The following is a 22,937-nucleotide window of genomic DNA, read 5'->3' on the forward strand; positions in this document are numbered from 1 at the left end:
GGCCGGCGGCCCGCTCAACTGACCCGAAGGGTGACGACGGACATGAACGCAACCGAACTTCCCCCGCTCTCCGGCAAGGTCGCGCTGGTCACCGGCGCCAGCCGGGGCATCGGCTACGGCATCGCCGAGGCCCTCGTGGCGCGTGGCGACCGGGTCTGCATCACCGGACGGGGCGAGGACGCCCTCAAGGAGGCCGTGGAGCGCCTGGGCGCCGACCGTGTCGTCGCGGTGGCCGGCAAGGCCCACGACGAGGCCCACCAGGCCATCGCCGTCGAACGGACCATGGAGGCCTTCGGCCGCGTCGACTTCCTGGTCAACAACGCCGGCACCAACCCGGTCTTCGGCCCCCTGGCCGAGCTCGACCTCAACGTGGCGCGCAAGGTCTACGAGACCAATGTGATCTCCGCGCTGGGCTTCGCCCAGCAGACCTGGAAGGCCTGGCAGCAGGAGCACGGCGGCGCGATCGTGAACATCGCCTCGATCGCCGGCGTCTCCGCCTCGCCGTTCATCGGCGCGTACGGCATGAGCAAGGCCGCCATGGTCAACCTGACCCTTCAGCTGGCGCACGAATTCGCCCCGGCCGTCCGGGTCAACGCCATCGCGCCGGCCGTGGTCAAGACCAAATTCGCCCAGGCCCTCTACGAGGGCCGGGAGTCGGAGGCGGCGGCCGCCTATCCCCTGGGCAGGCTGGGCGTGCCGGAGGACATCGGGGGCGCCGCCGCGTTCCTCACCTCCGACCAGTCGGACTGGATCACCGGACAGACACTTGTCGTCGACGGCGGAATGTTCCTGAATGCCGGTGTCCACTGATCCGCATTCCGCCCGATTCACTGCTGAATGACTCCAGTGCCCCGCCAGAGTCGCCCATTGACCTGGCGGGGCGCTGCGGTATGGTCGGCCGACCCATGGCTGAACGAGGAGCGTGTGCACGTGTTCAACCGGACCAGTCTGCAGGCCGCTGCAGCCCTTGCGTCCATATCCCTGGTGGCGGGATGCAGTGCCTTTTCCGATGACGGCGGCGATGGGGAGAAGCGGATCGTCGTCGGTACGACCAGCGCCCCCAGCACGCTCGATCCGGCTGCCTCCTGGGACGGTTCGTGGGAGTTGTACCGCAATGTCTTCCAGACGCTGCTGAGCTTCCCGACCGGCAGTACGATCCCGCAGCCCGACGCCGCCGACTGCAAATTCACCGACAAGTCGAGCAGGGTCTACGTCTGCACGCTCAAGGAGGGCCTCAAGTTCTCCAACGGGCACGTGCTGGACGCCAAGGCGGTCCAGCACTCGATCGAGCGCATCCGGACGATCAACGTCGACGGTGGCCCGAACGGTCTGCTCGGATCCCTCGGAAAGATCGACGTCGAGGGCGACCGGAAGATCACCTTCAATCTGACCCAGTCGGACGCGACCTTCCCGTTCATTCTGGCCACCCCCGCGATGTCTCTCGTGGACCCGGCCGAATATCCGGCGGACAAACTGCGCGAGGACGGAAAGCTCACCGGCTCCGGCCCTTATGTCCTGGAGTCGTACGAAGAGGGCGACAAGGCCGAACTGGGCAACAATCCGCATTACAACGGATTCGCCGACCGCAAGAACACCGGTGTGACCATTCGGTACTTCAAGGAGTCCGAGGCCATGGTCGCCGCCCTGAAGAAGAAGGAGATCGACGCCACCAACCGCGGTCTGACCGCGCAGGAAGTCGTCGAGATCCAGGAGAAGGGCAAGGGCACCGAAGGCCTCCAGCTCGTCGAGTCGACCGGCGCCGACATCCGCTACCTGGTCTTCAACACCGCGGACCCGTCCGTACGCAAGCTCGCCGTCCGCCAGGCCATCGCCCAACTCGTGGACCGTGACGCGCTCGTGGCCAAGGTCTACAAGGGCACCGCCGAGCCGCTGTACTCGATGGTCCCCAAGGGCATCTCCGGCCACACCACCGCCTTCTACGACCGCTTCCAGAACCCGAGCGTCGCCAAGGCGAAGAAGCTGCTCAAGGACGCCGACATCGACGCGCCGGTGGAGCTCACCCTCTGGTACACCACGGACCGGTACGGCTCCGCCACGGCGCAGGAGTTCAACGAGCTCAAGCGCCAGCTCGACGAGTCGGGCCTGTTCAAGGTGACGGTCAAGGGCAAGCCGTGGAAGGAGTTCCAGGCCGGCTACCAGAAGGGCGAGTACCCCGTCTTCGGCCGAGGCTGGTTCCCCGACTTCCCGGACCCGGACAACTTCATCGCCCCGTTCGTCGGCAAGAACAACGTGCTCCGCACCCCGTACGACAGCCCGGAGATCACCGGGCAGCTGCTGCCGCAGTCCCGGCGCGAGAGCGACCGCGGCTCGGTCGCCAAGCAGTTCGAGCGGGCCCAGGAGATCCTCGTCGGCGACGTGCGGCTGCTGCCGCTGTGGCAGGGCAAGCTGTACGTGGCGGCCAGTGAGGACATCGCGGGCGGCGAGCGCGCGATGGACCCGCAGACCGTCATGCAGCTGTGGGAGCTCCAGCGGAAGAAGAGCTGGTAGCGGCCGGATCCGCCCCGTCAGGGGCGGCCGGGAGACTCGGGCGGGCGTTGTCAGTGGTGCCCGGTAGGTTCTTGACCGAGAAGTGATCGCCTACCGGAGGTTGTTGACGTGACCGACACCGACATGCTGCCCGAGTCCTGGCGCGGCGTCCTCGGCGAGGAGCTGCAGCAGCAGTACTTCAAGCAGCTCACCGAGTTCGTCGAGGAGGAGCGGGCCCGGGGGCCGGTCTACCCGCCGCGCGAGGAGGTCTTCGCCGCCCTCGACGCCACGCCGTTCGACCGGGTCAAGGTCCTCGTCCTGGGCCAGGACCCCTACCACGGGGAGGGGCAGGGACACGGTCTCTGCTTCTCCGTCCGGCCCGGCGTCAAGACGCCGCCGTCGCTGCGGAACATCTACAAGGAGATGAAGGAGGAGCTCGGCCACCCTGTGCCCGACAACGGCTATCTGATGCCGTGGGCCGAGCAGGGCGTGCTGCTGCTCAACGCGGTGCTGACCGTCCGGGCCGGCGAGCCCAACTCCCACAAGGGCAAGGGCTGGGAGAAGTTCACGGACGCGGTGATCCGGGCCGTCTCCGACCGGCCCGACCCGGCCGTCTTCGTGCTGTGGGGCAATTACGCGCAGAAGAAGCTGCCCCTGATCGACGAGGAGCGCCACGTCGTGGTGAAGGGCGCGCACCCCTCGCCGCTGTCCGCGAAGAAGTTCTTCGGCTCCCGGCCGTTCACCCAGATCAACGCGGCGATCGCGGCACAGGGCCACGCCCCGGTCGACTGGCGCATCCCGGACCTCGGCTTCCAGGGCTAGGCGCCGGCCCCCGGGGCGTACGGCTGACAGGCCCGGGGCACCACCCGAGCCTGTCGCCCGGCGGGGCCGCCGGCGGCTAGCGTCGAGGGGAGTGAGCGTGGACACGGCGCGGAGGCCCCATGACCGAGCAGCGGAAGCCCGAGGACGGCGTCCTGACCAGGATCGGGCAGGCCACGATGCTGCTCCACGCCGGTGACCGGGAGGAGGCCCGCAACCGCCTCGGCGAGCTGTGGGCCCAGATCGGCACCGACGGCGACCCGCTGCACCGCTCCACGCTCGCGCACTACCTCGCCGACGCCCAGGACGACCCCGACGCCGAGCTGGCCTGGGACCTACGGGCGCTCACCGCGGCGGAGTGCCTGGGCGGGGAACGGCCGGCCGGACCGGCCGAGGCGGCGGCGCTGCGGGCGCTGTATCCGACCCTCCACCTCAGCCTCGCCGCCGACTACGTGAAGCTGCGGCGGCCCGACGCCGCATGGATCCATCTCGACCGGGCCCGGGCGGCGTCCGACGCCCTGGAGGACGACGGATACGGCCACGGCGTCCGGGCCGCGATCGACCGGCTGGAGACCTACCTGCGCGGGGAGTAGCCCCACGGCCCGGGCCGTGCGGCCGCTGCCGGTCGGCTCGGCGGGTCCGGCTCAGCGGGTGCCGTAGGTGTCCTCGCAGATCCGGGCCTGAGGACTGTGCGGCTGCCAGCCTCCGTACTTCTTGCCCAGGGGGCACAGGCCCGCCCCTCCCGCCGGGAGCCGGGCCGCGTCGGGAAGCCGGACGTCCGGCGGCAGGTCGGGCATCTCCGGCAGGTGCGGCCGGCGCTGCTCGTCCCGAGGCGTCCGTACGGACGGGGTGGCCGGGGCCGGTTCCGGCTCGGGGGCGGCGCGAGACGGGGTCGCCTCGCCACCCGGAGGGCCGTCCGCGGCACGGGGTGAGTCCCGGTCGGGCAGGGCGGCCTCCAGGGCCTCCTTGGCAGGCCCCTCGACGATCTGCGGCGCCACGTCCTGGGCGGCCGGCCGGGCCTGGGAGAGAGGCGCCGGGCCGCCGGTCGGCGGCGCGACCGACACGCAGCCGGAGACGGCCGCGACCGCGACGCCGACCAGGACCCTCGCTGTGGTTCTCGTTCGATGCACCCGCGTCACTCTGCTGTGCGGAGCACGGTGTTCCCAACCCCCGGCGGGGAGAATGCCCCGCACGGGTGACGCGGAGCCGGGGCGGGCCGTCAGTCGCCCTTGGCGCCGTCGATCCGCTCCCGCAGCAGGTCCGCGTGGCCGTTGTGGCGGGCGTACTCCTCGATCATGTGGGTGTAGATCCAGCGGAGGTTGAAGTCCATCGGGCGCCGCGGGTGGCGGCCGAGGGCCAGATCGTCGAGGGAGTCGAAGCGGGCGGCTATCTCACGGCCCCGGGAGATCTCCTCCTGCCAGGTGGCGAAGGCCTCCTCCCAGGTGTCGCTCTCGCCGGGGTGGAGGTCGCCGTCGTGGTCCGCCGGGGTGGAGTAGATCCAGCCGGCGTCCTCCCGGCTCTCGCCGGCCATCGTCCGCCGGAACCAGCCGCGTTCGACCTCCGCCATGTGCCGTACGAGGCCCATCAGCGAGAGGTCGGAGGGCGGTGCGGAGGTCTCGCGCAGGCTCTTCTCGTCGAGCCCGGAGCACTTCTGGGCCAGCGTCATACGGTGGTATTCGAGCCAGCCTTCGAGCATGTCGCGCTCGCCCGCGGTGGTCGAGGGTTCACTGCGTTCCGTTGTGGTCATGGCGCGAATCGTCGCCCATGGCGTCCCCGATGACCAGGGGATTTCCCGCCCCGCCCGGAACCCGGCCGAACGCGCCCGAACCCGGGTCCGTCCGTCAGCGGCCGAGCATGCCGTGGAGCAGCTCCTCGAAGCCCGTGCGCAGTTCGTCCCTGGTTGGCACCGAGGAATGGTACGAGCCGACCGCGCAGGAGAACATCAGGCCCTCCGACCAGGCGACCAGGGCCAGCGCATGACGCTCTGGGGCGGTGGAGCCGGCCGCGGCCATCAGCGCGACCAGCGGACCGCGGAAGGCCTCGCCGGTCCGGTCGAAGAAGGTGCGCAGCTCGGGACGGCGGGTGGCCTCCAGGGCCAGTTCGTAGCGGCAGACCAGCAGTTGGCGGTGGCCGCTGAGATGGCGGTGCAGGACCGTCGCGAGCGCGTCGGCCAATTCCCGTGTCCCCGCCGACGGAACCGGCATCTCCTGCGGCGTGAGCACCCGCGCCTCGCGTTCCGCCAGCCGTCGGACGGCCACTTCGAGGAGGGCCTGACGGGTGCGCGCGTGGTTGGAGGTCGAGCCCTGCGGCAGGCCGGCCTGTTCGTCGACGGCGCGATGGGTGAGCCCGCGCATCCCCCGTTCGGCGAGCAGGGCGAGCGCCGCGTCGCCGATCAGCTCGGCACGCGAGACGGCGGTCGAGCGCGCGTACGGGGCGGGCGGGGCGGGCGGGGTGCCGGAGCTCATGAGACCAACCTACCGCGACGACTACACCCGTAGTGCGCGCACACTACGGGTGTAGTACGGTCGTCTCGTCACTACGGATGTAGTTACGAGGAGGAGTCATGCGGCACACCCATGCCGTCGTCATCGGCGGCGGAATCGGCGGACTCACCGCGGCCATCGCCCTGCACCGGCGCGGCTGGTCCGTCACCGTCCTGGAACGTGCCACCGCCCTCGCCCCCGTCGGCGCCGCGATCGGCCTCGCCCCCAACTCCCAGCGCGCCCTGGACGTGATCGGCCTCGGCGACCGCGTCCGCACCCTCGCCGCCTGGCAGGGCGACGGCGGCATGCGCACCCCGCGCGGCCGCTGGATCGCCCGCCTCGACGCCCGCGCCACCGCCGAGCGCTACGGCGGCCCGCTCGTCCTCCTGCACCGCGCGACGCTCGTCGGCCTGCTCGCCGACGCCCTGCCCGACGGCGCCGTCCGCACCGCCACGGCCGCCACGCTCACCGACCCCGGCGCCCCGGACCGGCCCGCCGTCGTCACCACCCCCGACGGTCCCCTCGAAGCCGGACTCGTCGTCGCCGCCGACGGCATCAACTCCGCCACCCGGCGCACCCTCTTCCCGGACCACCCCGGCCCCGCCTACTCCGGCTACACCACCTGGCGGCTCGTCATCCCCGCACCCGGCCCGTTCACCCCGCACGAGACCTGGGGGCCGGGCCGCCTGTGGGGCAGCCATCCCCTCAAGGACGGGCGGGTGTACGCGTACGCCATGGCCACGGCCCCCGCGGGCGTCCGCGCCGACGACGAGAAGGCCGAACTGCTCCGCCGCTTCCAGGGCTGGCACGACCCGATCCCGGCCATCCTCGACGCCGTACGGTCCGACGTGATCCTGCGCCACGACGTCCACTTCATGAAGGTCCCACTGCCCGCCTTCCACCGTGGCCGGGTCGCGCTCCTCGGCGACGCCGCCCACGCCATGCAGCCCACCCTCGCCCAGGGCGGCAACCAGGCCATCGAGGACGCCGTCGTCCTCGGCCAGTACGCACCCGTGGGCATCGACGTGCACCGCGCACTGGCCGCGTACACCGTCGACCGGCTGCCACGGACCACCGCGATCGTCCGCCAGGCGGCCCGCGCCGGACGCCTCGCGACCCTCGGCAGCGCCCCGGTCGCCGCCTTACGCAACTCCCTGATGGCGGCCGTCTCCCGCTTCGGGCCGGGGATCGTGCTGCGCGGCTTCGACGGGATCGCCGACTGGGCCCCGCCGGCCCCCACGTATGCTGCCGACAGTCATGACCTGCCGGAACAGCACATCACGAACCGATAGGGAGACCCCGTGAAGGTTGGCTGCATCGGGCTCGGCGACATCGCGCGGAAGGCCTATCTGCCCGTCCTCGCGGCCCTGCCAGGAGTCGAACTCCACCTCCAGACCCGCAGCCCCGCCACCCTGGAGGCGGTCGGCGAGACCCACCACGTCCCGGCCGCCCGCCGCCACGCGGATCTCGACTCACTGCTCTCCGCCGGGCTCGACGCCGCCTTCGTTCACGCACCCACCTTCGTGCACCCCGAGATCACCACCCGCCTCCTCCAGGCCGGGGTGCCGACCTACGTCGACAAGCCGCTCGCCTACGAACTCGCCGACTCCCGGCGGCTGGTGGAGCTCGCCGAGCAGCTCGGCGTCAGCCTGGCGGTCGGCTTCAACCGCCGGCTCGCCCCGGGCTACGCCCAGTGCCTGGAGCATCCCCGCGATCTGATCCTGATGCAGAAGAACCGGGTCGGACTGCCCGAGGATCCGCGCACCCTCGTCCTGGACGACTTCATCCACGTCGTGGACACCCTGCGCTTCCTCGCCCCCGGCCCCGTCGAGCACACCGACGTACGGGCCCGGATCCGCGACGGGCTCATGCACCACGTCGTCCTGCAGCTGTCCGGCGACGGGTTCACCGCCATCGGCATGATGAACCGGATGAACGGCTCCACCGAGGAGATCCTCGAAGTCTCCGGGCAGGACACCAAGCGCCAGGTCCTCAACCTCGCCGACATCGTCGACCACAAGGGCCAGCCGAGCGTGCGCCGCCGGGGCGACTGGGTGCCGGTCGCGCGCCAGCGAGGCATCGAACAGGCCGTCCTCGCCTTCCTCGACGCCGTGCGCGCCGGCAAGACCCTCAGCGCCCGGGACGCCCTGACGACGCATGAGCTGTGTGAGCAGATCGTTCGGACGGCGCTGGTGCAGGCCGCCTGAGCAGCCGGACACCTTCCGCGCCGGCCAGCACGGCCAGCACACCGAGCGCGCCGTACACCGGCCAGTCGCCGAACCGTACGTACGGTGTCGTCGCCGTCGTCAGCGGCACCGTGTAGACGGCGGCGGCGCCGGTGTCCGTACCGATCGTGGGGCCGGTCCGGTCGCCGTCCGGGCCGTGCACCGCGCTCACGCCGGTGAGCGTGGCATGCACCATCGGGCGGCCGGACTCGGCCGCCCGCAGCGCCGCCAGCGAGGCGTGCTGCGCCGGGGCCCAGCTGTCCTGGAAGGTGGAGGTCGCCGACTGGGCGACCAGCACCTGGGCGCCGTCCCGCACCAGCTGCCGGCTCATGTCGGGGAACGCCGACTCGAAGCAGACCAGCGGGCCGATCCGCAGCCCGGCGCCCTCCGCGGGCAGCCGCATCACCACGGGTGCGGTGCCGCGCCTGCGATCCTCCTCCGCGGCCTTGCCCACCGACGTCGCCCAGCCGAGCAGCGAACGCGCCGGGACGTACTCGCCGAACGGCACCAGCCGCATCTTGTCGTAGCGGTCCCCGGTGGGGCCGTCCACGCCGACGAGCACGCTGCTCTTGAAGATGCCCGGCCGGTCCTCCCGTCGCGCGTCCACGTTGACCAGGATCGGCGCGTCGACCGTCTTCGCGAGCGTGGTCAGCCGGGCCGCCAGATCGGGCCGGGCGGTGAGGTCGGCGGCGACACTGCTCTCGCCCCAGACGACCAGATCAAGGTCCTGCCCGGCGAGTTGGCGGGTCAGCTCCTCGCCCAGGGTGAAGCGCCGCTCGGGCCCGCCGACCCCGTTCAGCACGCCGGGCTGTACGACCCCGACCCGTACCTGCCCGGTCTCCGGTGGGGGCTGCACCCACAGCCACATCGACGCCATGGTGGCGGCGCACACGGACAGTCCGGTGAGGGCGACGAGCGCGACGGTACGCATCCGTGCGGCCGACACCAGAAGGGTCAGCGCGGTGTTGACCGCCACCACCAGCAGGGTCACCAGCCACACACCGCCGAAGGAGGCGAGCCGTAGCGCGGGCGGCACCTGCCACTGGCTGGCACCCAGCAGCCCCCAGGGACCGCCCAACCCCTCCCAGGAGCGGACCAGTTCGACCATCAGCCACCCGGAGGGGACGGCGAGCAGCGCGACGGCGGCCCGGCCGGGTGACGGCGGACGGCTGAGCACCGACCGCACCAGCCAGCCCCACGGCGCCCACAGCAGCCCGAGCAGCGCGGCGATGAGCAGGATGAACACATGGAGGCTCGGCATCAGCCAGTGGTGCACGGCGAGCATGAAACCGATGCCGCCGAGCCAGCCTTCGAGGGCCGCGCGGCGGCCGGTCGCGGCGGTGCGCAGGAGAAGCATCCACGGCACCAGCGCGGCGTACGCCAGCCACCACAGGGACGGCGCCGGGAAGGCGAGCGCGGGCAGCGCGCCCGCGGCGACGACGGCCGGCAGCCGCCACCGGGGCGGGCGCGGCCGCGGCTCGGGGGAGGGGAGCGTGTCCATACCGCGCCTCCTCGCCCAGCCTCCAGGAACGATGTCCGTCTCCAGTGTGCGCGGTACGGGACGGGCGGGGACAGAGGGCATGCCGGGGACGCCCGCGGACAGTACCCGGCCGGTGCTACGCCGGGGGTCCGCCGCTGCGCCGCCACTTCTCGTGTACGGCCACCGACCGCAGCCGCCAGCCCGCGTCGGTACGCAGCAATGTGAAGGTGTACCGCCCGCCGCACACGAAGTCGTCCCCCGACTCCAGCCGCATGGGGTTCACGTAGTCGGCGAGCACCTCGGCGCTGTCGCCCGGGTAGCCGCCGAGGTCCTGGATGCGGACGCGGCGGTTGACGATCAGATGCTGGCGTACGGGAAAGAGCCGCATCGTCTCGGCGAGCCAGTCGGCGATGTCACCGGCCGCCCCCTCGATGCCACCCGAGCCCCGGTAGTCGGCGCGGCCGTCCTGGGTGAAGAGGGCGCGGTACGCGGGCCAGTCGGCGTCGTCCACCGCCACGGCGTACCCGGTGATCACCTCGTCGATGGCGAGGCGGTCCATCACGGTCGCGAGATCCACGCGCTGCGTCATCGCCTCAGTGTCGGGCAGCGGACGGCGCCGGGCCAAGAGCCGTGCGGGCCCTCTCGGACGGTGTCCGGTTCAGGCCGCTTCCCAGCGGTGCGGTCGTCCGCCGCGCCACTCCACCAGATGGGGGTCGTCGAGGATCATGTCGGCGTCGTCAAGACCCGCTCGCCGCAGGAACTCGACGAGATCGGTGTCGTTGTGGGCGAGCCCGACGATCTGTCCACGCACGGTGACACGGCGCCCGCCGTCCGCGCCGGGGCGGTGCACGACGATGGGTGGTTGCCAGGCCATGGCACCAGGGTGCGCCGTGCCGGTAAAGATCGCATCGCCCGGCCTTCACACGGGGTGTGAACGGAGTACGTAGATATATGCGGCGCACACGCTCGCGGGGAACGGCGGACGGCGGGACGCTCGTCTGGTCCGTTCGGATGGGGCGCAGCTGAACGAGAGGCCGCCGGAGACACCCCCCGAGCCCGGCGGCCCGCCCTGGTCCGGCGCGCAGCCCGCCCCCCGTCCGCCCGGACGCGAGCCCGTCCCCCTCCCTCGCGCCGGCCCCGCCCCCGGCCGGGGGGACGGGCCGCCCCCTGCCTCCCGCTACGCCGTGACCCCGTGGCCCTGTCCGCAGTTGTTCTGGGCATGAAGAAGCGCAGCATGCTCGCCGTCGCCTCCCTCGCCGCAGGTGTGGTCACGGCTCTCGTCAGTCCTCAGCAGCCCGCCTCCGCGAACGAGACCGGCACCGCCGGGACCGGGCTCCTTCAGCCGGACACCGCTCTTGGGCCCCTGGTCACGGAGGCGACCGGTGGCGCGGATCTCAGTGGCGTACCGATTCCCAACAGTGGCCCCATCGTCTGACCAGCAACGGCCGACGGGCCCGCCTCCCATCACGGGGAGCGGGCCCGTCGGCCGTACGGCTTTAGGTCAGCGGTCGCTGCTGAGACCGCCGCCCGACTCGCCCGCGTGCGGGCTCAGGGTGTCCGTGCCGACCAGGACGAAGAGCGCGATGCCGAGCAGGATCCGGTAGATCACGAACGGCATGAAGCTTTTGGTCGTGATGAACCTCATGAACCACGCGATCACCGCGTATCCGACACCGAAGGCGACGATCGTCGCGAAGATGGTCGGGCCCCAGGAGACGTGCCCCTCGCCGGCGTCCTTCAGCTCGTAGGCGCCCGAGGCGAGCACCGCCGGGATCGCCAGCAGGAAGGAGTAGCGGGCCGCCGCCTCGCGGGTGTAGCCCATCAGCAGGCCGCCGCTGATCGTGGCGCCCGACCGGGAGACGCCCGGGATCAGGGCCATCGCCTGGCAGATGCCGTAGATCAGGCCGTCCCGGACCCCGAGGTCCTTCAGGCCCTTGCGTTCGCGGCTCGCGCGGTGGCGGCCGCCCAGCTCGTCGCGGGCGGCGAGCCGGTCCGCGATGCCGAGTACGACACCCATGACGATCAGCGTGGTGGCGATCAGCCGCAGATCCCGGAACGGGCCCTCGATCTGATCCTTGAGCGTGAGGCCGAGCACGCCGATCGGGATCGAGCCGACGATGACGAGCCAGCCCATCTGCGCGTCGTGGTCGGAGCGCATCGCCTTGTTCGTCAGCGAGCGGAACCACGCCGACACGATCCGCGCGATGTCCTTGCGGAAGTAGATCAGCACGGCCGTCTCCGTACCGATCTGGGTGATCGCGGTGAAGGCCGCGCCCGGGTCCTTCCACCCCGCGAAGGCCGCCGTCAGGCGCAGATGCGCGCTGGACGAGATGGGCAGGAACTCCGTCAGCCCCTGGACGAGTCCGAGGATGAACGATTCGAACCAACTCATGGGGCTAGGGCCGTCCCGGATGTGCGTCAGCGGTCAGCGGGCATGAAGACGGGCGGCTGTAGATCGGCCGCCGGTCGGTGCGCAGCGTACCGCCCCTGGGTGAACGCCGGTCCCGCCCGTCCCGCCAGCCGCGCCGCAGCCGGGTCCCATAGGGCCCGGCCGCGCGGTACGGGGGGGGCGCGCCCCGACGCCCGTCCCCGTACCACCGCCTCACGCGCGCGTCGCGTCCTGCGCGGCCCCGGCCCCCACGCCCGCCGGCTCCCGGGCCGGAGCCACGGCCTGCGGTACGGGAGCGGGGGCGGCCGTGCGCAGCCGGTGTCGCTTGCGCCAGGCCACCAGCGCCCCGCCGAGCCCCGTGACCACGATGAACCCCGCCGAGATCAGGAACGCGGGCGATGTCGGCGCGGACGCCTGACTTCCCGCGATCACATACGCCGTGGTGTTCGGCACCGAACCGATCCCGGTCGCCGCCAGAAACGGCACATAGCCCATCCGGGACACCGCCGCGCAGTAGTTCGCCGCCGCGAACGGCACCCCCGGGAAGAGCCGGATCGCCAGCATCGACCGGAATCCGTGCCGGCTCAGCTGGCCGTCCGCAGCCCGCAGCCAGCGCCCCCGCACCAGCGGCCGCAGCGCGTCCTGACCCAGCACCCGGCCCAGGGTGAACGCGATCCCCGCCCCCAGGACCGTGCCGGCCACCGCCGCCACCAGACCCGCCTGGGTACCGAAGAGCGCCCCCGCCGCGAGATTGAGGATCGGCCGCGGCACGAACGCCGCCGTACACGCCCCGTACGCCACCGCGAACACGAACACCGCGCCCGCGCCGTCCACCTGGGGCGGCCACCCGGCCGACAGGAGCCGCTGCGGCTCGTACAGCACCACCGCCGTCGCCGCGCTCGCCAGCACCACCACAAGAAGCGACAGCCGCGACCAGGGAGACAGCAGAGCCCGGGTGCAACGGATGGTGAGACCGCCCTGCGGCCTGGTCACGGGGTCGAGCATCCGGGGAGACTAACCGACAAGGACGTGTGATCGCCGTAATGTGCACCGCATGACCCTCGCCCCGCCCCTGAGCGCGCTCGCCGACACCGTGCTCCCGCGGCTCACCGCGGTCTACGGCGCCGCGGCGGACCACGCCCGGGCCCAGGAGGCGGCCGCCTACATGAAGGGCGTCGCGCCCTTCCTCGGCATCCCCACGCCCGAACGGCGCGCCCTGTCCCGTACGGTCCTCGAAGGCACCGCCCGCCCCGACGAGACCGACTGCGCGGCGATCGCCCTGCGCTGCTTCGCCCTTCCCGAGCGCGAGTACCACTACTTCGCCGTCGACTATCTCCGCCGCCACATCACCCGCTGCACCTCCGGCTTCCTGCCGGTGGCCCACCAGCTCGTACGGACCGTCTCCTGGTGGGACACCGTCGACGCGCTCGCCTCCCATGTCGTCGGCGGCCTCGTGCACGCCGACCGCGCCCTCGCCCGCCGCATGGACGACTGGATCGACGACGAGGACCTCTGGGTGGCCCGTACCGCTCTCCTGCACCAGCTGCGGTTCAAGGACGACACCGACACCGAACGGCTCTTCGCCTACTGCCTGCGCAGGGCCGAGGACGCCGACTTCTTCCTCCGCAAGGCGATCGGCTGGTCCCTGCGCGAATACGCCAAGACCGACCCCGACGCCGTACGGGCCTTCGTCACCGCCCACCGGACCCGGCTCTCACCCCTGTCGGTCCGCGAGGCCCTCAAGAACCTCTGAGTCGCCCGGGACTTCCCCGCCGCCCCTTCGCGCGGAAAACCATTCGACGTCCGCCCGCCGCCGGGCGATGATCGTCGACATGTCCCGGTTCGCCTTCCCCGCAGCGCCGTCCGCAGTCGCGGACGCGCCGAAGGCTGCCGGCGTGGCCGAACTCCTCGACGTCGCGGCGCACTTCGACGGCGCCCGAAGCTGACCCTTCCCGGATCGTCCGGCGGACCCCGCAGGGGGAGGGTCGGTAGGTCTCCGGGGTCCCCACTTCAGCTTCCAGCTCAAGGACGAGCCATGCCCAAGACGGCATACGTGCGCACCAAACCGCATCTCAACATCGGCACCATGGGCCATGTCGACCACGGCAAGACCACCCTCACCGCCGCCATCACCAAGGTCCTCAGCGACCGTGGCACCGGCACCTTCGTCCCCTTCGACCGCATCGACCGCGCCCCCGAGGAGGCGCAGCGCGGCATCACCATCAACATCGCGCACGTCGAGTACGAGACCGACACCCGGCACTACGCCCACGTCGACATGCCCGGCCACGCCGACTACGTCAAGAACATGGTCACCGGCGCGGCCCAGCTCGACGGGGCGATCCTGGTCGTCTCCGCGCTCGACGGCATCATGCCGCAGACCGCCGAACACGTCCTGCTGGCCCGTCAGGTCGGCGTCGACCACATCGTCGTGGCCCTCAACAAGGCGGACGCCGGGGACGACGACATCACCGACCTCGTCGAGCTCGAAGTACGCGAACTGCTCACCGCGCACGGCTACGGCGGCGACACCGTCCCGGTCGTGCGGGTCTCCGGACTCCGGGCGCTCGAGGGCGACCCGCGCTGGACCGCCGCCGTCGAGGCGCTGCTCGACGCCGTTGACACGTACGTGCCCATGCCCGAGCGGTACGTGGACGCGCCGTTCCTGCTGCCCGTGGAGAACGTCCTCACCATCACCGGGCGCGGCACGGTCGTCACCGGCGCCGTCGAGCGCGGCACCGTCCGGGTCGGCGACCGGGTCGAACTGCTCGGCGCCGACGGCGAGACCGTCGTCACCGGCCTGGAGACCTTCGGCCGGCCGATGGAGTCCGCGCAGGCCGGGGACAACGTGGCACTGCTCCTGCGCGGTGTGACGCGTGACGCCGTACGCCGCGGCCATGTGGTCGCGGCGCCCGGCAGCGTCGTCCCCAGCCGCCGCTTCCGGGCGCAGGTGTACGTCCTCTCCGGCCGCGAGGGCGGCCGCAGTACGCCCGTGGCGACCGGCTACCGCCCGCAGTTCTACATCCGCACCGCGGACGTCGTCGGCGAGGTGGACCTCGGCGAGCAGGCCGTCGCCCGGCCCGGCGAGACGGTCACCATGACCGTCGAACTGGGCCGTGACACCCCGCTGGAGCCCGGACTCGGCTTCGCGATCCGCGAAGGCGGCCGCACCGTCGGCGCCGGCACCGTGATCGAACTGGTCTGAGCGGCCCGCGGTGACCCGCCGCCCGTGGCACCCCCCACGGGCGGCGGACGCGGCTCGCGCGCGCCAGGGCGGACAATGGGACCGTGAACGAGCAGATCCCCGTCCTGCGGGACGTCGACGGCGGCACCGCCAAACTCATGCCCGACGTGGACCGCGACCGGGCCTGGCTGCTCACCGTGAACGGCGCGCCCCAGTCGTACGTCGACCTCGACGAGCCCACCCACCTCGAATTCGAGTACGCGCGCCGCCTCGCCCACGTCCTGGACAGCGCCGCGGCCGACGGCGAACCCCTCGGCGTCCTCCACCTCGGCGGCGGCGCCCTCACCCTGCCCCGCTACATCGCCGCGACCCGGCCCGGCTCACGCCAGGACGTCGTCGAGGCGGACCGCGGACTGAGCGCCCTGGTCGCCGAGCATCTGCCGCTCCCGGCCGGCGCCGATGTCACCGTGCACGGCGCGGACGCCCGCGCCTGGCTGGAGGCGGCGCCGACCGACAGCGCCGACGTCCTGATCGCGGACGTGTTCGGCGGCTCCCGGGTGCCCGCCCACCTCACGTCGCTGACGTACGCGCGCGCGGCGGAGCGGGTCCTGCGCCCGGACGGTGTCTACGCCGCCAACCTGGCCGACGGCGCCCCCTTCGCCTTCCTCCGCTCGCAACTGGCCACCTTCGCCGCCGTCTTCCCCGAGCTCGCCCTCATCGCCGAACCGGCGATGCTGCGTGGCCGCCGGTTCGGCAACGCGATCCTGGTCGCCTCGCACGCGCCCCTGGACACCGCGCTGTTGGCCCGCCGTTCGGCCGCCGACGCCTTCCCCGCGCGCGTGGAGCACGGCACGGCGCTGACCCGCCTCATCGGCGACGCGAAGCCCGTACGGGACGAGGACGCCGTACCGTCACCCGAGCCGCCCGACGGCGCCTTCAGCGTCGGCTGAGGCGGGAGGGGGAGTGGGAGCGGGCGCGGCGGCCACCGGCTTCGTACGCCGCGTCAGGTTCCGTACGTCCGGCACCAGCAGCACCAGCGCGGTGACGACCACGATCAGCGCCGCACACCCCCACAGCGCCGCCTCCCGCCCGAAGGCGTCCTCGGCGGGGCCGGCCAGCGCCGTGGACAGCGGCAGCATCGCCGTCGAGCCGAACCAGTCGTAGGCGGAGACCCGGGAGAGTTTGTCCTCCGGGATCTCCTGGTGCAGCGCCGTCATCCACGCCACACCGAACACCTCGATCGCGACACCGCTCACAAACATCGCCACCGACAGCCCCACCACGTCCAGCGGCACCGCGAGCGACGCCGACGGAAGCGCCAGCGGGAAGACGCACAGGGTGCCCACGAGCAGCATCCGGCGCGGCTTCCAGCGCATCATCAGCAGTGCGCCGCCGAGCGTGCCCGCGCCGAAGGCGGCCAGCGCCAGCCCCCAGGGGCGCGCCCCGCCCAGATGCTCCTCGGCGACCAGCGGCCCGTACACCGCGTCGGCGGCGCCGACGACCGCCACGACCACGGCGAACTGCGCCACGATCGACCAGAGCCAGGGCCGGCCGGTGAACTCCTGCCAGCCCTCGCGCAGATCGGACAGCAGTCCGCCGCCGGCCTCGCGGGGGGCGATGTGGCCGACGTGGAGGAAGGCGCGCAGCGCCCCGGCCACGGCGAAGGCCACGGCGTCCACGGCCAGCACCCAGCCGGGCCCGACGGCCGCGATGAGCGCGCCGCCGAGCGCGGCTCCGCCGATCCCGGCGCCGTGCATGGCCATCCGGAACAGCGCGAAGGCGCGGTTGACGTGTTCGCCGCTGACGCTGGACAGGAGCATGCCCTCGGCGGCGGGGTTGAAGAACGCCTGGCCGGTGCCGCAGAGGGCGGTGAGGATCAGCATCTGCCACAGCTGCGCCTGGCCGGTGAGGACCAGGATGGCGAACAGGCCCTGGGAGACGCAGTTGAGGGCGTTGGCGGCGACCATGACGCGGTGCCGGGGTATTCGGTCGGCCAGCGCGCCGCCGATGAGCAGGAAGAGCACCAGCGGAAGGAACCTGGCCATCGCGATCAGGCCCAGGTCGCCGCTGTCGCCGCCTGACTCGATCACCGCGAACGCGGAGGCGATCAGCGCGCCGTGGGCGCCGAGGTTGGTGACGACGGCGGCCGCCGTCAGCAGGGAGTAGTTGCGCCCGGCCCACTCGGGGCGGCGGGATCTGCGGGGTGCGGCGGCGGGGGTGGTCACCCAGGGACTATCCCCGCCGCCGCCGCAGAATCCAAACCATTTGAAGCCTGGCCGCTACGAGCCCTCGGTCAGGCCTCGGTCAGGCCTTGGTCAGCATCGGTCAGCTCTTGGTCACGGGCGCGAGCCGGACCGTGGTGAGGATCTTCTGGATCATGGTGTCCGGCAGCTCGTCCTTGATGCCCTTGTTGGCGAAGAGGACGAACGACGCGAAGTCACCCTTGGAGTTCTTGAAGCTGAACGCGATGGACTTGCCGTCCGTCTCGCACTTCGACTTCTTGGTCAGGCCGGTGGCGGTGGCCGTGGCGACATGACCGGTGAGGCCGGACTTGGTGGTGTACGCCGTGGCCGGGCTGATCTTGATCAGCTGCTTGAGCTTGTTCTCCGGCTCGTCCTGCGCGAACCCGGCGAAGACCCAGGCGCCCGCCTCGTTACGCGCGTTCTCGGAGGTGTTCTTGGCGCCCTGGGCGCCACGGGTACCGGCGGTGGCCAGGCCGCTGTCCTCCATGCGGCCGTCCTTGTCGGTGTCCTCGCTGCACCACTTGGACTTGTAGTCGGCCGGGGCCGACATGATGATGTACGCCGAACCGTCGTTCTTCTTCTTGTCGTCGAAGCCCGTGATGTGGCCGGTGCCCTGCACCTCCCAGTCGGCCGGCACGTCGAACTGCGTGCCGAACTTCGGGTTGTAGACGACCTTCCAGCCCGGGATCGAGGGCTTGGCGTCCGTCCCGCCGCGCGGGTTGTCCACCGGCGGCGCGGAGGATTCGACGGGCTTCGACGCGGAGACGGAGGGCTTCGGGTCGGCCACCGTCTTCTTCTCGTCGTCGTTCAGGACGAGGAAACCGGTCACACCCGCGGCCACGACCACCGCGGTCGCGGCGACGACCGCGACGATCGTCGTCTTCTTCTTGTCCTGGCCGGGACCACCGGGCTGCGGCGCACCCGGCATGCCGTACTGCGGCATCTGCTGCGGCACGGTCGGCGGCTGCTGGTACGCGCCGGGCTGCTGGTACTGCGGCGGCTGGCCGGGCTGAGGCTGGCCGGGCTGCGGGTAGCCCGGCTGCTGGTAGCCGGGCTGCTGGTACGGATTCGGCTGCTGGTAACCCGGCTGCTGGTACGGGTTCTGGTCCTGCGGGTTCTGCTCGCCCCCGGGCGGCTGCTGTCCTGGCCACATGGCGAGTAACCATAGAGGTGCGGCGTGATCGCTGCCACGCCCGGCCCCCTCCTCCCGTCCGCCGCAGGGGATGGCCAAGGGTGCTACCGATGGGTAACATCGCGGCCATGAGCGCAGATCAGATGACCGTCGGCGAGATGCTCGCCGCCACCGTCCCCATGGCCAGGACCCTCAACCTGGAGTTCCTGGAGACCACGGCCGAGCGTGCCGTGGTGCGCATGCCGGACCAGCCCGACTACCACAACCACGTCGGCGGTCCGCACGCCGGAGCGATGTTCACGCTGGCCGAGTCCGCCAGTGGCGCGATCGTCCTGGCCGCCTTCGGCTCCGAGCTGCACCGCGCCGTACCGCTCGCTGTCAAGGCCGAGATCGGCTACAAGAAGCTCGCCATGGGCGTCGTCACCGCGACCGCCACCCTCGGCCGCCCGGCCGCCGACGTCATCGCCGAGCTCGACGCGGGCGAGCGCCCGGAGTTCCCCGTCACCATCGCCATCACGCGCGAGGACGGCGCGGTGACCGGTGAGATGACGGTCGTCTGGACCCTGCGCCCCAACGCCTGAGGCACCGCGACGAGGCCGCCCCCGTACCCCGCCCGGGGTGCGGGGGCGGCCTCGCGTCACCAGGTAGGCTTCCCCGGCGCCCGGGACCCTTGGGCGCCGATGGGGTTGTCGATACGGGAGGAACCTGCGTTGCACGTCCAGGAGTGGCTCGAGACCGTGCCCCCGGTCGCTATCTATCTCCTGGTGGGGGTGGTGATCGGGCTCGAGAGCCTCGGCATCCCGCTGCCGGGTGAGATCGTCCTCGTCAGTTCCGCCCTGCTCGCCTCCCAGCACGGCGACATCGACCCGTACGTCCTGGGCGCCTGCGCGACCGCCGGCGCGATCATCGGCGACTCGATCGGCTACGCCATCGGACGCAGGGGCGGCCGGCCCCTGCTGGCCTGGCTCGGGGGCAAGTTCCCCAAGCACTTCAGCGAGGCCAACATCGCCATGGCCGAGCGGTCCTTCGAGAAGTGGGGCATGTGGGCGGTCTTCTTCGGCCGCTTCGTGGCGCTGCTGCGGATCTTCGCCGGGCCGCTCGCGGGTGTGCTGCGCATGCCGTACTGGAAGTTCCTCATCGCCAACGTCTTCGGCGGGATCCTGTGGGCCGGCGGCACCACGGCCGTCATCTACTCGGTGGGTGTGGTCGCCGAGGCGTGGCTGAAGCGGTTCTCGTGGCTGGGCCTGGTCCTCGCGGTGGCCGTCGGTCTGACGTCAATGCTGATCCTCAAGAGCCGGGCGAAGAAGGCCGCCGCCCGCCAGGAGGCGGCGGCCGAGGCCGCGGTGGCGGTCGCTCCGGAGCCCGAGCGCGAGCCCGCCCGCGCCTGAGGCGGCGGCCACCCCGACCGCCTGCCTGTGCCAGCCACCACGCCTGTCTCGGGCCCGCCCCGACCGCCTCGGGGACGCCCGCGACCGCCCATACGGTCACCCCGACCGCCTGGCGAGTGAGCCGAAGGGCGCGCGGCTGCCGAAAGGGAGAACGCGCGGAGGCCCCCCGAGGAACGAGGGGGGCCGAGCACGATCGACCGTCGGCAGACGCTAAAAGCGCCCGGAGGCGAACCGAGCCCTCAAAAAGAAGCAGCCCTGTGGTCCCGCGCCAGGCCGACGTACATCGCGGCGTTGAGGGTGAGTCCCTCGCGCTCCTCCTCCGTCAGCGCCCGCTTGACCTTGGCGGGTACGCCCGCGACCAGGGAGCCCGGCGGTGCCACCATGCCCTGCGGCACCAGCGCCTGGGCGGCCACGAGGGAGCCGGCGCCGATGTGGGCGCCGTTGAGGACGGTGGCGCCCATGCCGATGAGGCAGTCGTCCTCGATGGTGCAGCCGTGGACGACGGCGTTGTGGCCGATGGAGACGCGTGCGCCGATGGAGACCGGGTAGCCGGGGTCGACGTGCACGGTGCAGTTGTCCTGGACATTCGACTCGGCGCCGAGGGTGATCGGTCCGCAGTCGGCGCGCAGCACGGCGTGGTACCAGACGCTCGCCCCCGCGGCCATCGTGACGTCGCCGAGGACGACGGACGTGGGTGCGGTGAACGCGTCCGGGTCGATCTTCGGTTCCTTGCCGCCCACGCCACCGACCAACGCACGCTCTGCCATCGCTCTGCTCCTTCGAGGATCGTCACCGCTTCGTCGCGCCGTACGAACGGTAAGCGACGGACCTGGCCGCCGGGATCCGGGGGTGGGGTGAACATCACAGCTCACCGCACTGATCACGCCAGGCGCCGCGGACTACCGTGTGCGGGTGCCCAAGAACAGAAACACGTTCTCGTCTCTGACCGCCTGGCGGCGCCGCGCCGTGGCCCGTGCCGTCCAGGGCACGTGGCGCTGGGCGCAGCAGGCGGGCGCCGTCACCGCCGAGCAGCCGGGGCGGCTGCGGTTTCGCCGGCTGGGGCCGGGCACGCGGCTCGCTTTCCCGCAGGGCACCGTCTTCGGTGAGCAGTGGATCGAGGTGGGGGACCACTGCATCGTCGCCGAGCAGGTGACGCTCACCGCCGGGATGATGCCGGATCTCGATCTCGGCCCGGATCCCGTGCTGACGCTGGGCAACGGTGTGGTGCTGGGCCGCGGCAGCCATGTCATCGCGGACGCGCGCGTGAGCATCGGCAACGACTGCTTCTTCGGTCCGTACGTCTATGTGACGTCGACGAACCACAGTTATGACGACCCGGACGAGCCGGTGGGCCGGCAGTGGCCGCGTTCGGCGCCGGTGGAGATAGGGCCGGGCTGCTGGATCGGTACCAACGCCGTGATCCTGCCCGGTGCCCGGCTCGGCCGGAACGTCGTGGTGGCGGCGGGGGCCGTCGTACGGGGAGAGGTGCCCGACCACGCGGTCGTGGCGGGTGCCCCCGCGCGCGTGGTGCGCCGCTGGGACCGGGAGCGGGGCTGGCAGCCGCCGTTGCGTACGCCCGCTCCCGTGCCGATTCCGGACGGGATCACCCCGGGCCAGCTCGCCGCGCTCGCCGAACTGGAGACCCAGGAAGGCTGATCAGCCGGAGGCGAGCAGTACGGTGCCGACCAGTGCGATCCCCGCGCCGGCGGCCTGCACGGTGCGCAGCTTCTCCTTGAGGACTCCGCGCGCGGCCAGGGCCGTGACGACCGGGTAGAGGTTGGCGAGGACGGCGGCGACGGTGACGGGGCCGATCTGGGCGGCGATGGAGTACGTGCCGTTGGCGGCGACGTCCGCGAGGCCGACGAAGGCCAGGGCGGGGAGTGCGGCCGTGACGGCCCGTATGCCGCCCTCCTGGGGGAGGGCCGGGGCGCCGCGGCGGACGGAGACGTACAACGTGGCGCCGCCCACGACGACGTTGGTGACGCGCTGGACGAACAGGGCGAGGAAGAGGCCGGTCAGTGTCGTGGACGCCTCGGCGATCAGGGCGAGGACGGCGCCGAACCCGAAGGCCGCGACGAGCGTCATGACGATCGCCTGGCGCTGCACGGGCGCGCCACGCAGTTCCGGTCCGCCGGCGAGGACGATGCCGACGATCGCGACGGCGATCCCGCCGTACTGGAGCAGGCCGGGCCGCTCGCCCAGGAGCAGGCCGATGGAGACGGGTACGAGGACGCCGACGGAGCCGAGCGGGGCGACCACGCCCATCGGGCCGAGCGCCAGCGCCTTGTAGAAGCAGAGCATCGCGGCGGGTCCGACCGCGCCCGCCGCCACCGCGTACCAGAGCTGGGGTCCGGCCTCGCTCCAGGCACCGGTGGCGATCACGAGGGTGCCGAGGACCGCGACGGCGATGAGCTGGGAGGCGACGACGACGGTGAGCGCGGGCATCCGGCGGGTCAGCAGTCCGCCGCCGAAGTCGGCCAGCCCCCACAGGAGGCTGGTGGCCAGGGCGAACAGTGCTGTCATGGGATGCCTCGCAGTACAGTGCGGTGAACGGTGGAGTGCACCACACCGTAGTGCAGTATTCTGAACTCTGTCATCCAAAATATTGGACGGAATGTGTCGGACCTCGACCAGCTCACCCAGTCGCTCGCCCGCAACCTCAAACGGTGGCGCAACGAACGCGGCTTCACCCTGGACGCACTCGCCGCCCGCGCCGGCGTCAGCCGCGGCATGATCATCCAGATCGAGCAGGCCCGTACCAACCCCAGCGTCGGCACCACCGTGAAGCTCGCCGACGCGCTCGGCGTCTCCATCACCACCCTGCTCGACCACGAACAGGGGCCACAGGTCAAGCTCGTCCCCGCCGACCAGGCCGTCCGCATGTGGTCCACCCCGGCCGGCAGCCACACCACCCTCCTCGCCGGCACCGAGGCCCGCGGCCCGCTGGAGCTGTGGTCCTGGCGGCTGATGCCCGGCGAGGCCAGCGCCTCCGACCCGCACCCCGAAGGCACCATGGAACTCCTCCATGTCACCGCCGGCGTCCTGACCCTGGAGATCGACGGCGAGGAACACCAGGTCCCGGCCGGCACGTCCGCGGTCTTCGAGGC

Annotated in this window: 26 protein-coding genes; 14 read left to right on the plus strand and 12 right to left on the minus strand. The window is 72.0% G+C overall.

The window, feature by feature from the left end; all coding sequences use genetic code 11:
• Positions 1-42 precede the first annotated feature (42 nt).
• The 4 genes from IEZ01_RS19580 to IEZ01_RS19595 all read left to right on the plus strand — a co-directional run bounded on the left by IEZ01_RS19580 (position 43) and on the right by IEZ01_RS19595 (position 3,899).
• Positions 43-810 (plus strand): SDR family oxidoreductase, encoded by a 768-nt coding sequence (locus IEZ01_RS19580; RefSeq protein ID WP_189202840.1) that lies wholly within the window; start codon positions 43-45, stop codon positions 808-810.
• Positions 811-930: 120 nt separating this feature from the next.
• A complete protein-coding gene (locus IEZ01_RS19585; RefSeq protein WP_019884564.1) occupies positions 931-2,508 on the plus strand; it encodes an ABC transporter substrate-binding protein in 1,578 nt (525 codons plus the stop codon).
• A gap of 108 nt (positions 2,509-2,616) precedes the next feature.
• Positions 2,617-3,309: a uracil-DNA glycosylase gene (ung, locus tag IEZ01_RS19590; protein WP_019884563.1), complete on the plus strand. Its 693-nt coding sequence runs from the start codon at positions 2,617-2,619 to the stop codon at positions 3,307-3,309.
• A 119-nt stretch (positions 3,310-3,428) separates the two neighbouring features.
• Entirely contained in the window at positions 3,429-3,899 is a 471-nt protein-coding gene (locus IEZ01_RS19595; protein WP_019884562.1) for a hypothetical protein, read from the plus strand.
• A 51-nt stretch (positions 3,900-3,950) separates the two neighbouring features.
• On the opposite strand, the gene IEZ01_RS19600 is transcribed toward IEZ01_RS19595, so the two are convergent.
• The 3 genes from IEZ01_RS19600 to IEZ01_RS19610 form a co-directional block, all read right to left on the minus strand.
• Entirely contained in the window at positions 3,951-4,436 is a 486-nt protein-coding gene (locus IEZ01_RS19600) for a hypothetical protein (RefSeq protein WP_229833078.1), read from the minus strand.
• 89 nt (positions 4,437-4,525) lie between these two features.
• Entirely contained in the window at positions 4,526-5,053 is a 528-nt protein-coding gene (locus IEZ01_RS19605) for a DinB family protein (RefSeq protein WP_189202845.1), read from the minus strand.
• A 94-nt stretch (positions 5,054-5,147) separates the two neighbouring features.
• Positions 5,148-5,771, minus strand: a complete 624-nt coding sequence (locus tag IEZ01_RS19610; RefSeq protein WP_189202847.1) for a TetR/AcrR family transcriptional regulator — start codon at positions 5,769-5,771, stop codon at positions 5,148-5,150.
• A 98-nt stretch (positions 5,772-5,869) separates the two neighbouring features.
• Between IEZ01_RS19610 and IEZ01_RS19615 the strand changes: the two genes are divergently transcribed.
• Together IEZ01_RS19615 and IEZ01_RS19620 are read left to right on the plus strand one after the other, a co-directional pair.
• Positions 5,870-7,081, plus strand: a complete 1,212-nt coding sequence (locus tag IEZ01_RS19615; protein WP_189202849.1) for an FAD-dependent monooxygenase — start codon at positions 5,870-5,872, stop codon at positions 7,079-7,081.
• Positions 7,082-7,090: 9 nt separating this feature from the next.
• Positions 7,091-7,996 (plus strand): Gfo/Idh/MocA family protein, encoded by a 906-nt coding sequence (locus IEZ01_RS19620; protein WP_019884557.1) that lies wholly within the window; start codon positions 7,091-7,093, stop codon positions 7,994-7,996.
• Here the strand turns inward: IEZ01_RS19620 and lnt are convergent.
• From lnt to IEZ01_RS19635, 3 genes are all read right to left on the minus strand, one after another.
• The gene (gene lnt, locus IEZ01_RS19625) at positions 7,920-9,515 is read right to left on the minus strand and encodes an apolipoprotein N-acyltransferase (RefSeq protein WP_189202851.1); all 1,596 of its coding nucleotides are present in this window, start codon (positions 9,513-9,515) and stop codon (positions 7,920-7,922) included. The two genes, IEZ01_RS19620 and lnt, sit on opposite strands and share 77 nt — an antisense overlap.
• A 115-nt stretch (positions 9,516-9,630) precedes the next feature.
• Positions 9,631-10,083, minus strand: coding sequence for a nuclear transport factor 2 family protein (locus IEZ01_RS19630; RefSeq protein WP_189202853.1), 453 nt, complete (start codon positions 10,081-10,083; stop codon positions 9,631-9,633).
• 69 nt (positions 10,084-10,152) lie between these two features.
• Positions 10,153-10,368: a hypothetical protein gene (locus IEZ01_RS19635; protein WP_019884552.1), complete on the minus strand. Its 216-nt coding sequence runs from the start codon at positions 10,366-10,368 to the stop codon at positions 10,153-10,155.
• 345 nt (positions 10,369-10,713) lie between these two features.
• Between IEZ01_RS19635 and IEZ01_RS19640 the strand changes: the two genes are divergently transcribed.
• Positions 10,714-10,929, plus strand: a complete 216-nt coding sequence (locus tag IEZ01_RS19640; protein WP_229833079.1) for a hypothetical protein — start codon at positions 10,714-10,716, stop codon at positions 10,927-10,929.
• Between the two features lie 66 nt (positions 10,930-10,995).
• Here IEZ01_RS19640 and IEZ01_RS19645 read toward each other — a convergent pair whose 3' ends face one another.
• Positions 10,996-11,886, minus strand: a complete 891-nt coding sequence (locus tag IEZ01_RS19645) for an undecaprenyl-diphosphate phosphatase (protein ID WP_019884550.1) — start codon at positions 11,884-11,886, stop codon at positions 10,996-10,998.
• 210 nt (positions 11,887-12,096) lie between these two features.
• On the minus strand, positions 12,097-12,888 hold the full coding sequence (locus IEZ01_RS19650; protein WP_019884549.1) for a TVP38/TMEM64 family protein: 792 nt from the start codon (positions 12,886-12,888) through the stop codon (positions 12,097-12,099).
• A gap of 49 nt (positions 12,889-12,937) precedes the next feature.
• On the opposite strand from IEZ01_RS19650, the gene IEZ01_RS19655 reads away from it, so the two are divergent.
• From IEZ01_RS19655 to IEZ01_RS19665, 3 genes are all read left to right on the plus strand, one after another.
• Positions 12,938-13,636, plus strand: coding sequence for a DNA alkylation repair protein (locus tag IEZ01_RS19655; RefSeq protein WP_189202855.1), 699 nt, complete (start codon positions 12,938-12,940; stop codon positions 13,634-13,636).
• A 282-nt stretch (positions 13,637-13,918) separates the two neighbouring features.
• Entirely contained in the window at positions 13,919-15,088 is a 1,170-nt protein-coding gene (gene tuf, locus IEZ01_RS19660; protein ID WP_019884545.1) for an elongation factor Tu, read from the plus strand.
• Between the two features lie 83 nt (positions 15,089-15,171).
• On the plus strand, positions 15,172-16,017 hold the full coding sequence (locus IEZ01_RS19665) for a spermidine synthase (protein WP_019884544.1): 846 nt from the start codon (positions 15,172-15,174) through the stop codon (positions 16,015-16,017).
• On the opposite strand, the gene IEZ01_RS19670 is transcribed toward IEZ01_RS19665, so the two are convergent.
• Together IEZ01_RS19670 and IEZ01_RS19675 are read right to left on the minus strand one after the other, a co-directional pair.
• A complete protein-coding gene (locus IEZ01_RS19670; protein ID WP_019884543.1) occupies positions 15,979-17,292 on the minus strand; it encodes an MFS transporter in 1,314 nt (437 codons plus the stop codon). The genes IEZ01_RS19665 and IEZ01_RS19670 overlap by 39 nt on opposite strands.
• Before the next feature lie 100 nt (positions 17,293-17,392).
• The gene (locus IEZ01_RS19675) at positions 17,393-18,463 is read right to left on the minus strand and encodes a DUF8017 domain-containing protein (RefSeq protein WP_019884541.1); all 1,071 of its coding nucleotides are present in this window, start codon (positions 18,461-18,463) and stop codon (positions 17,393-17,395) included.
• A gap of 122 nt (positions 18,464-18,585) precedes the next feature.
• Between IEZ01_RS19675 and IEZ01_RS19680 the strand changes: the two genes are divergently transcribed.
• Together IEZ01_RS19680 and IEZ01_RS19685 are read left to right on the plus strand one after the other, a co-directional pair.
• Positions 18,586-19,023 (plus strand): DUF4442 domain-containing protein, encoded by a 438-nt coding sequence (locus IEZ01_RS19680; protein ID WP_189202982.1) that lies wholly within the window; start codon positions 18,586-18,588, stop codon positions 19,021-19,023.
• A gap of 129 nt (positions 19,024-19,152) precedes the next feature.
• Entirely contained in the window at positions 19,153-19,830 is a 678-nt protein-coding gene (locus tag IEZ01_RS19685) for a DedA family protein (RefSeq protein ID WP_019884538.1), read from the plus strand.
• 239 nt (positions 19,831-20,069) lie between these two features.
• Here IEZ01_RS19685 and IEZ01_RS19690 read toward each other — a convergent pair whose 3' ends face one another.
• Positions 20,070-20,597, minus strand: a complete 528-nt coding sequence (locus IEZ01_RS19690) for a gamma carbonic anhydrase family protein (RefSeq protein WP_189202857.1) — start codon at positions 20,595-20,597, stop codon at positions 20,070-20,072.
• Positions 20,598-20,742: 145 nt separating this feature from the next.
• Between IEZ01_RS19690 and IEZ01_RS19695 the strand changes: the two genes are divergently transcribed.
• Complete coding sequence (locus tag IEZ01_RS19695; protein ID WP_028797269.1) at positions 20,743-21,486, plus strand: acyltransferase; 744 nt, start codon at positions 20,743-20,745, stop codon at positions 21,484-21,486.
• On the opposite strand, the gene IEZ01_RS19700 is transcribed toward IEZ01_RS19695, so the two are convergent.
• Entirely contained in the window at positions 21,487-22,353 is an 867-nt protein-coding gene (locus IEZ01_RS19700) for a DMT family transporter (RefSeq protein WP_019884535.1), read from the minus strand. It abuts the gene before it with no gap.
• A 93-nt stretch (positions 22,354-22,446) separates the two neighbouring features.
• On the opposite strand from IEZ01_RS19700, the gene IEZ01_RS19705 reads away from it, so the two are divergent.
• Positions 22,447-22,937, plus strand: a 491-nt coding sequence (locus tag IEZ01_RS19705; RefSeq protein WP_229833081.1) for an XRE family transcriptional regulator, incomplete at its 3' end; no start/stop codon positions are given.

Origin of the sequence: Streptomyces purpureus (assembly GCF_014648195.1) — a bacterium.
In the GTDB taxonomy this organism is placed as follows: domain Bacteria; phylum Actinomycetota; class Actinomycetes; order Streptomycetales; family Streptomycetaceae; genus Streptomyces; species Streptomyces purpureus.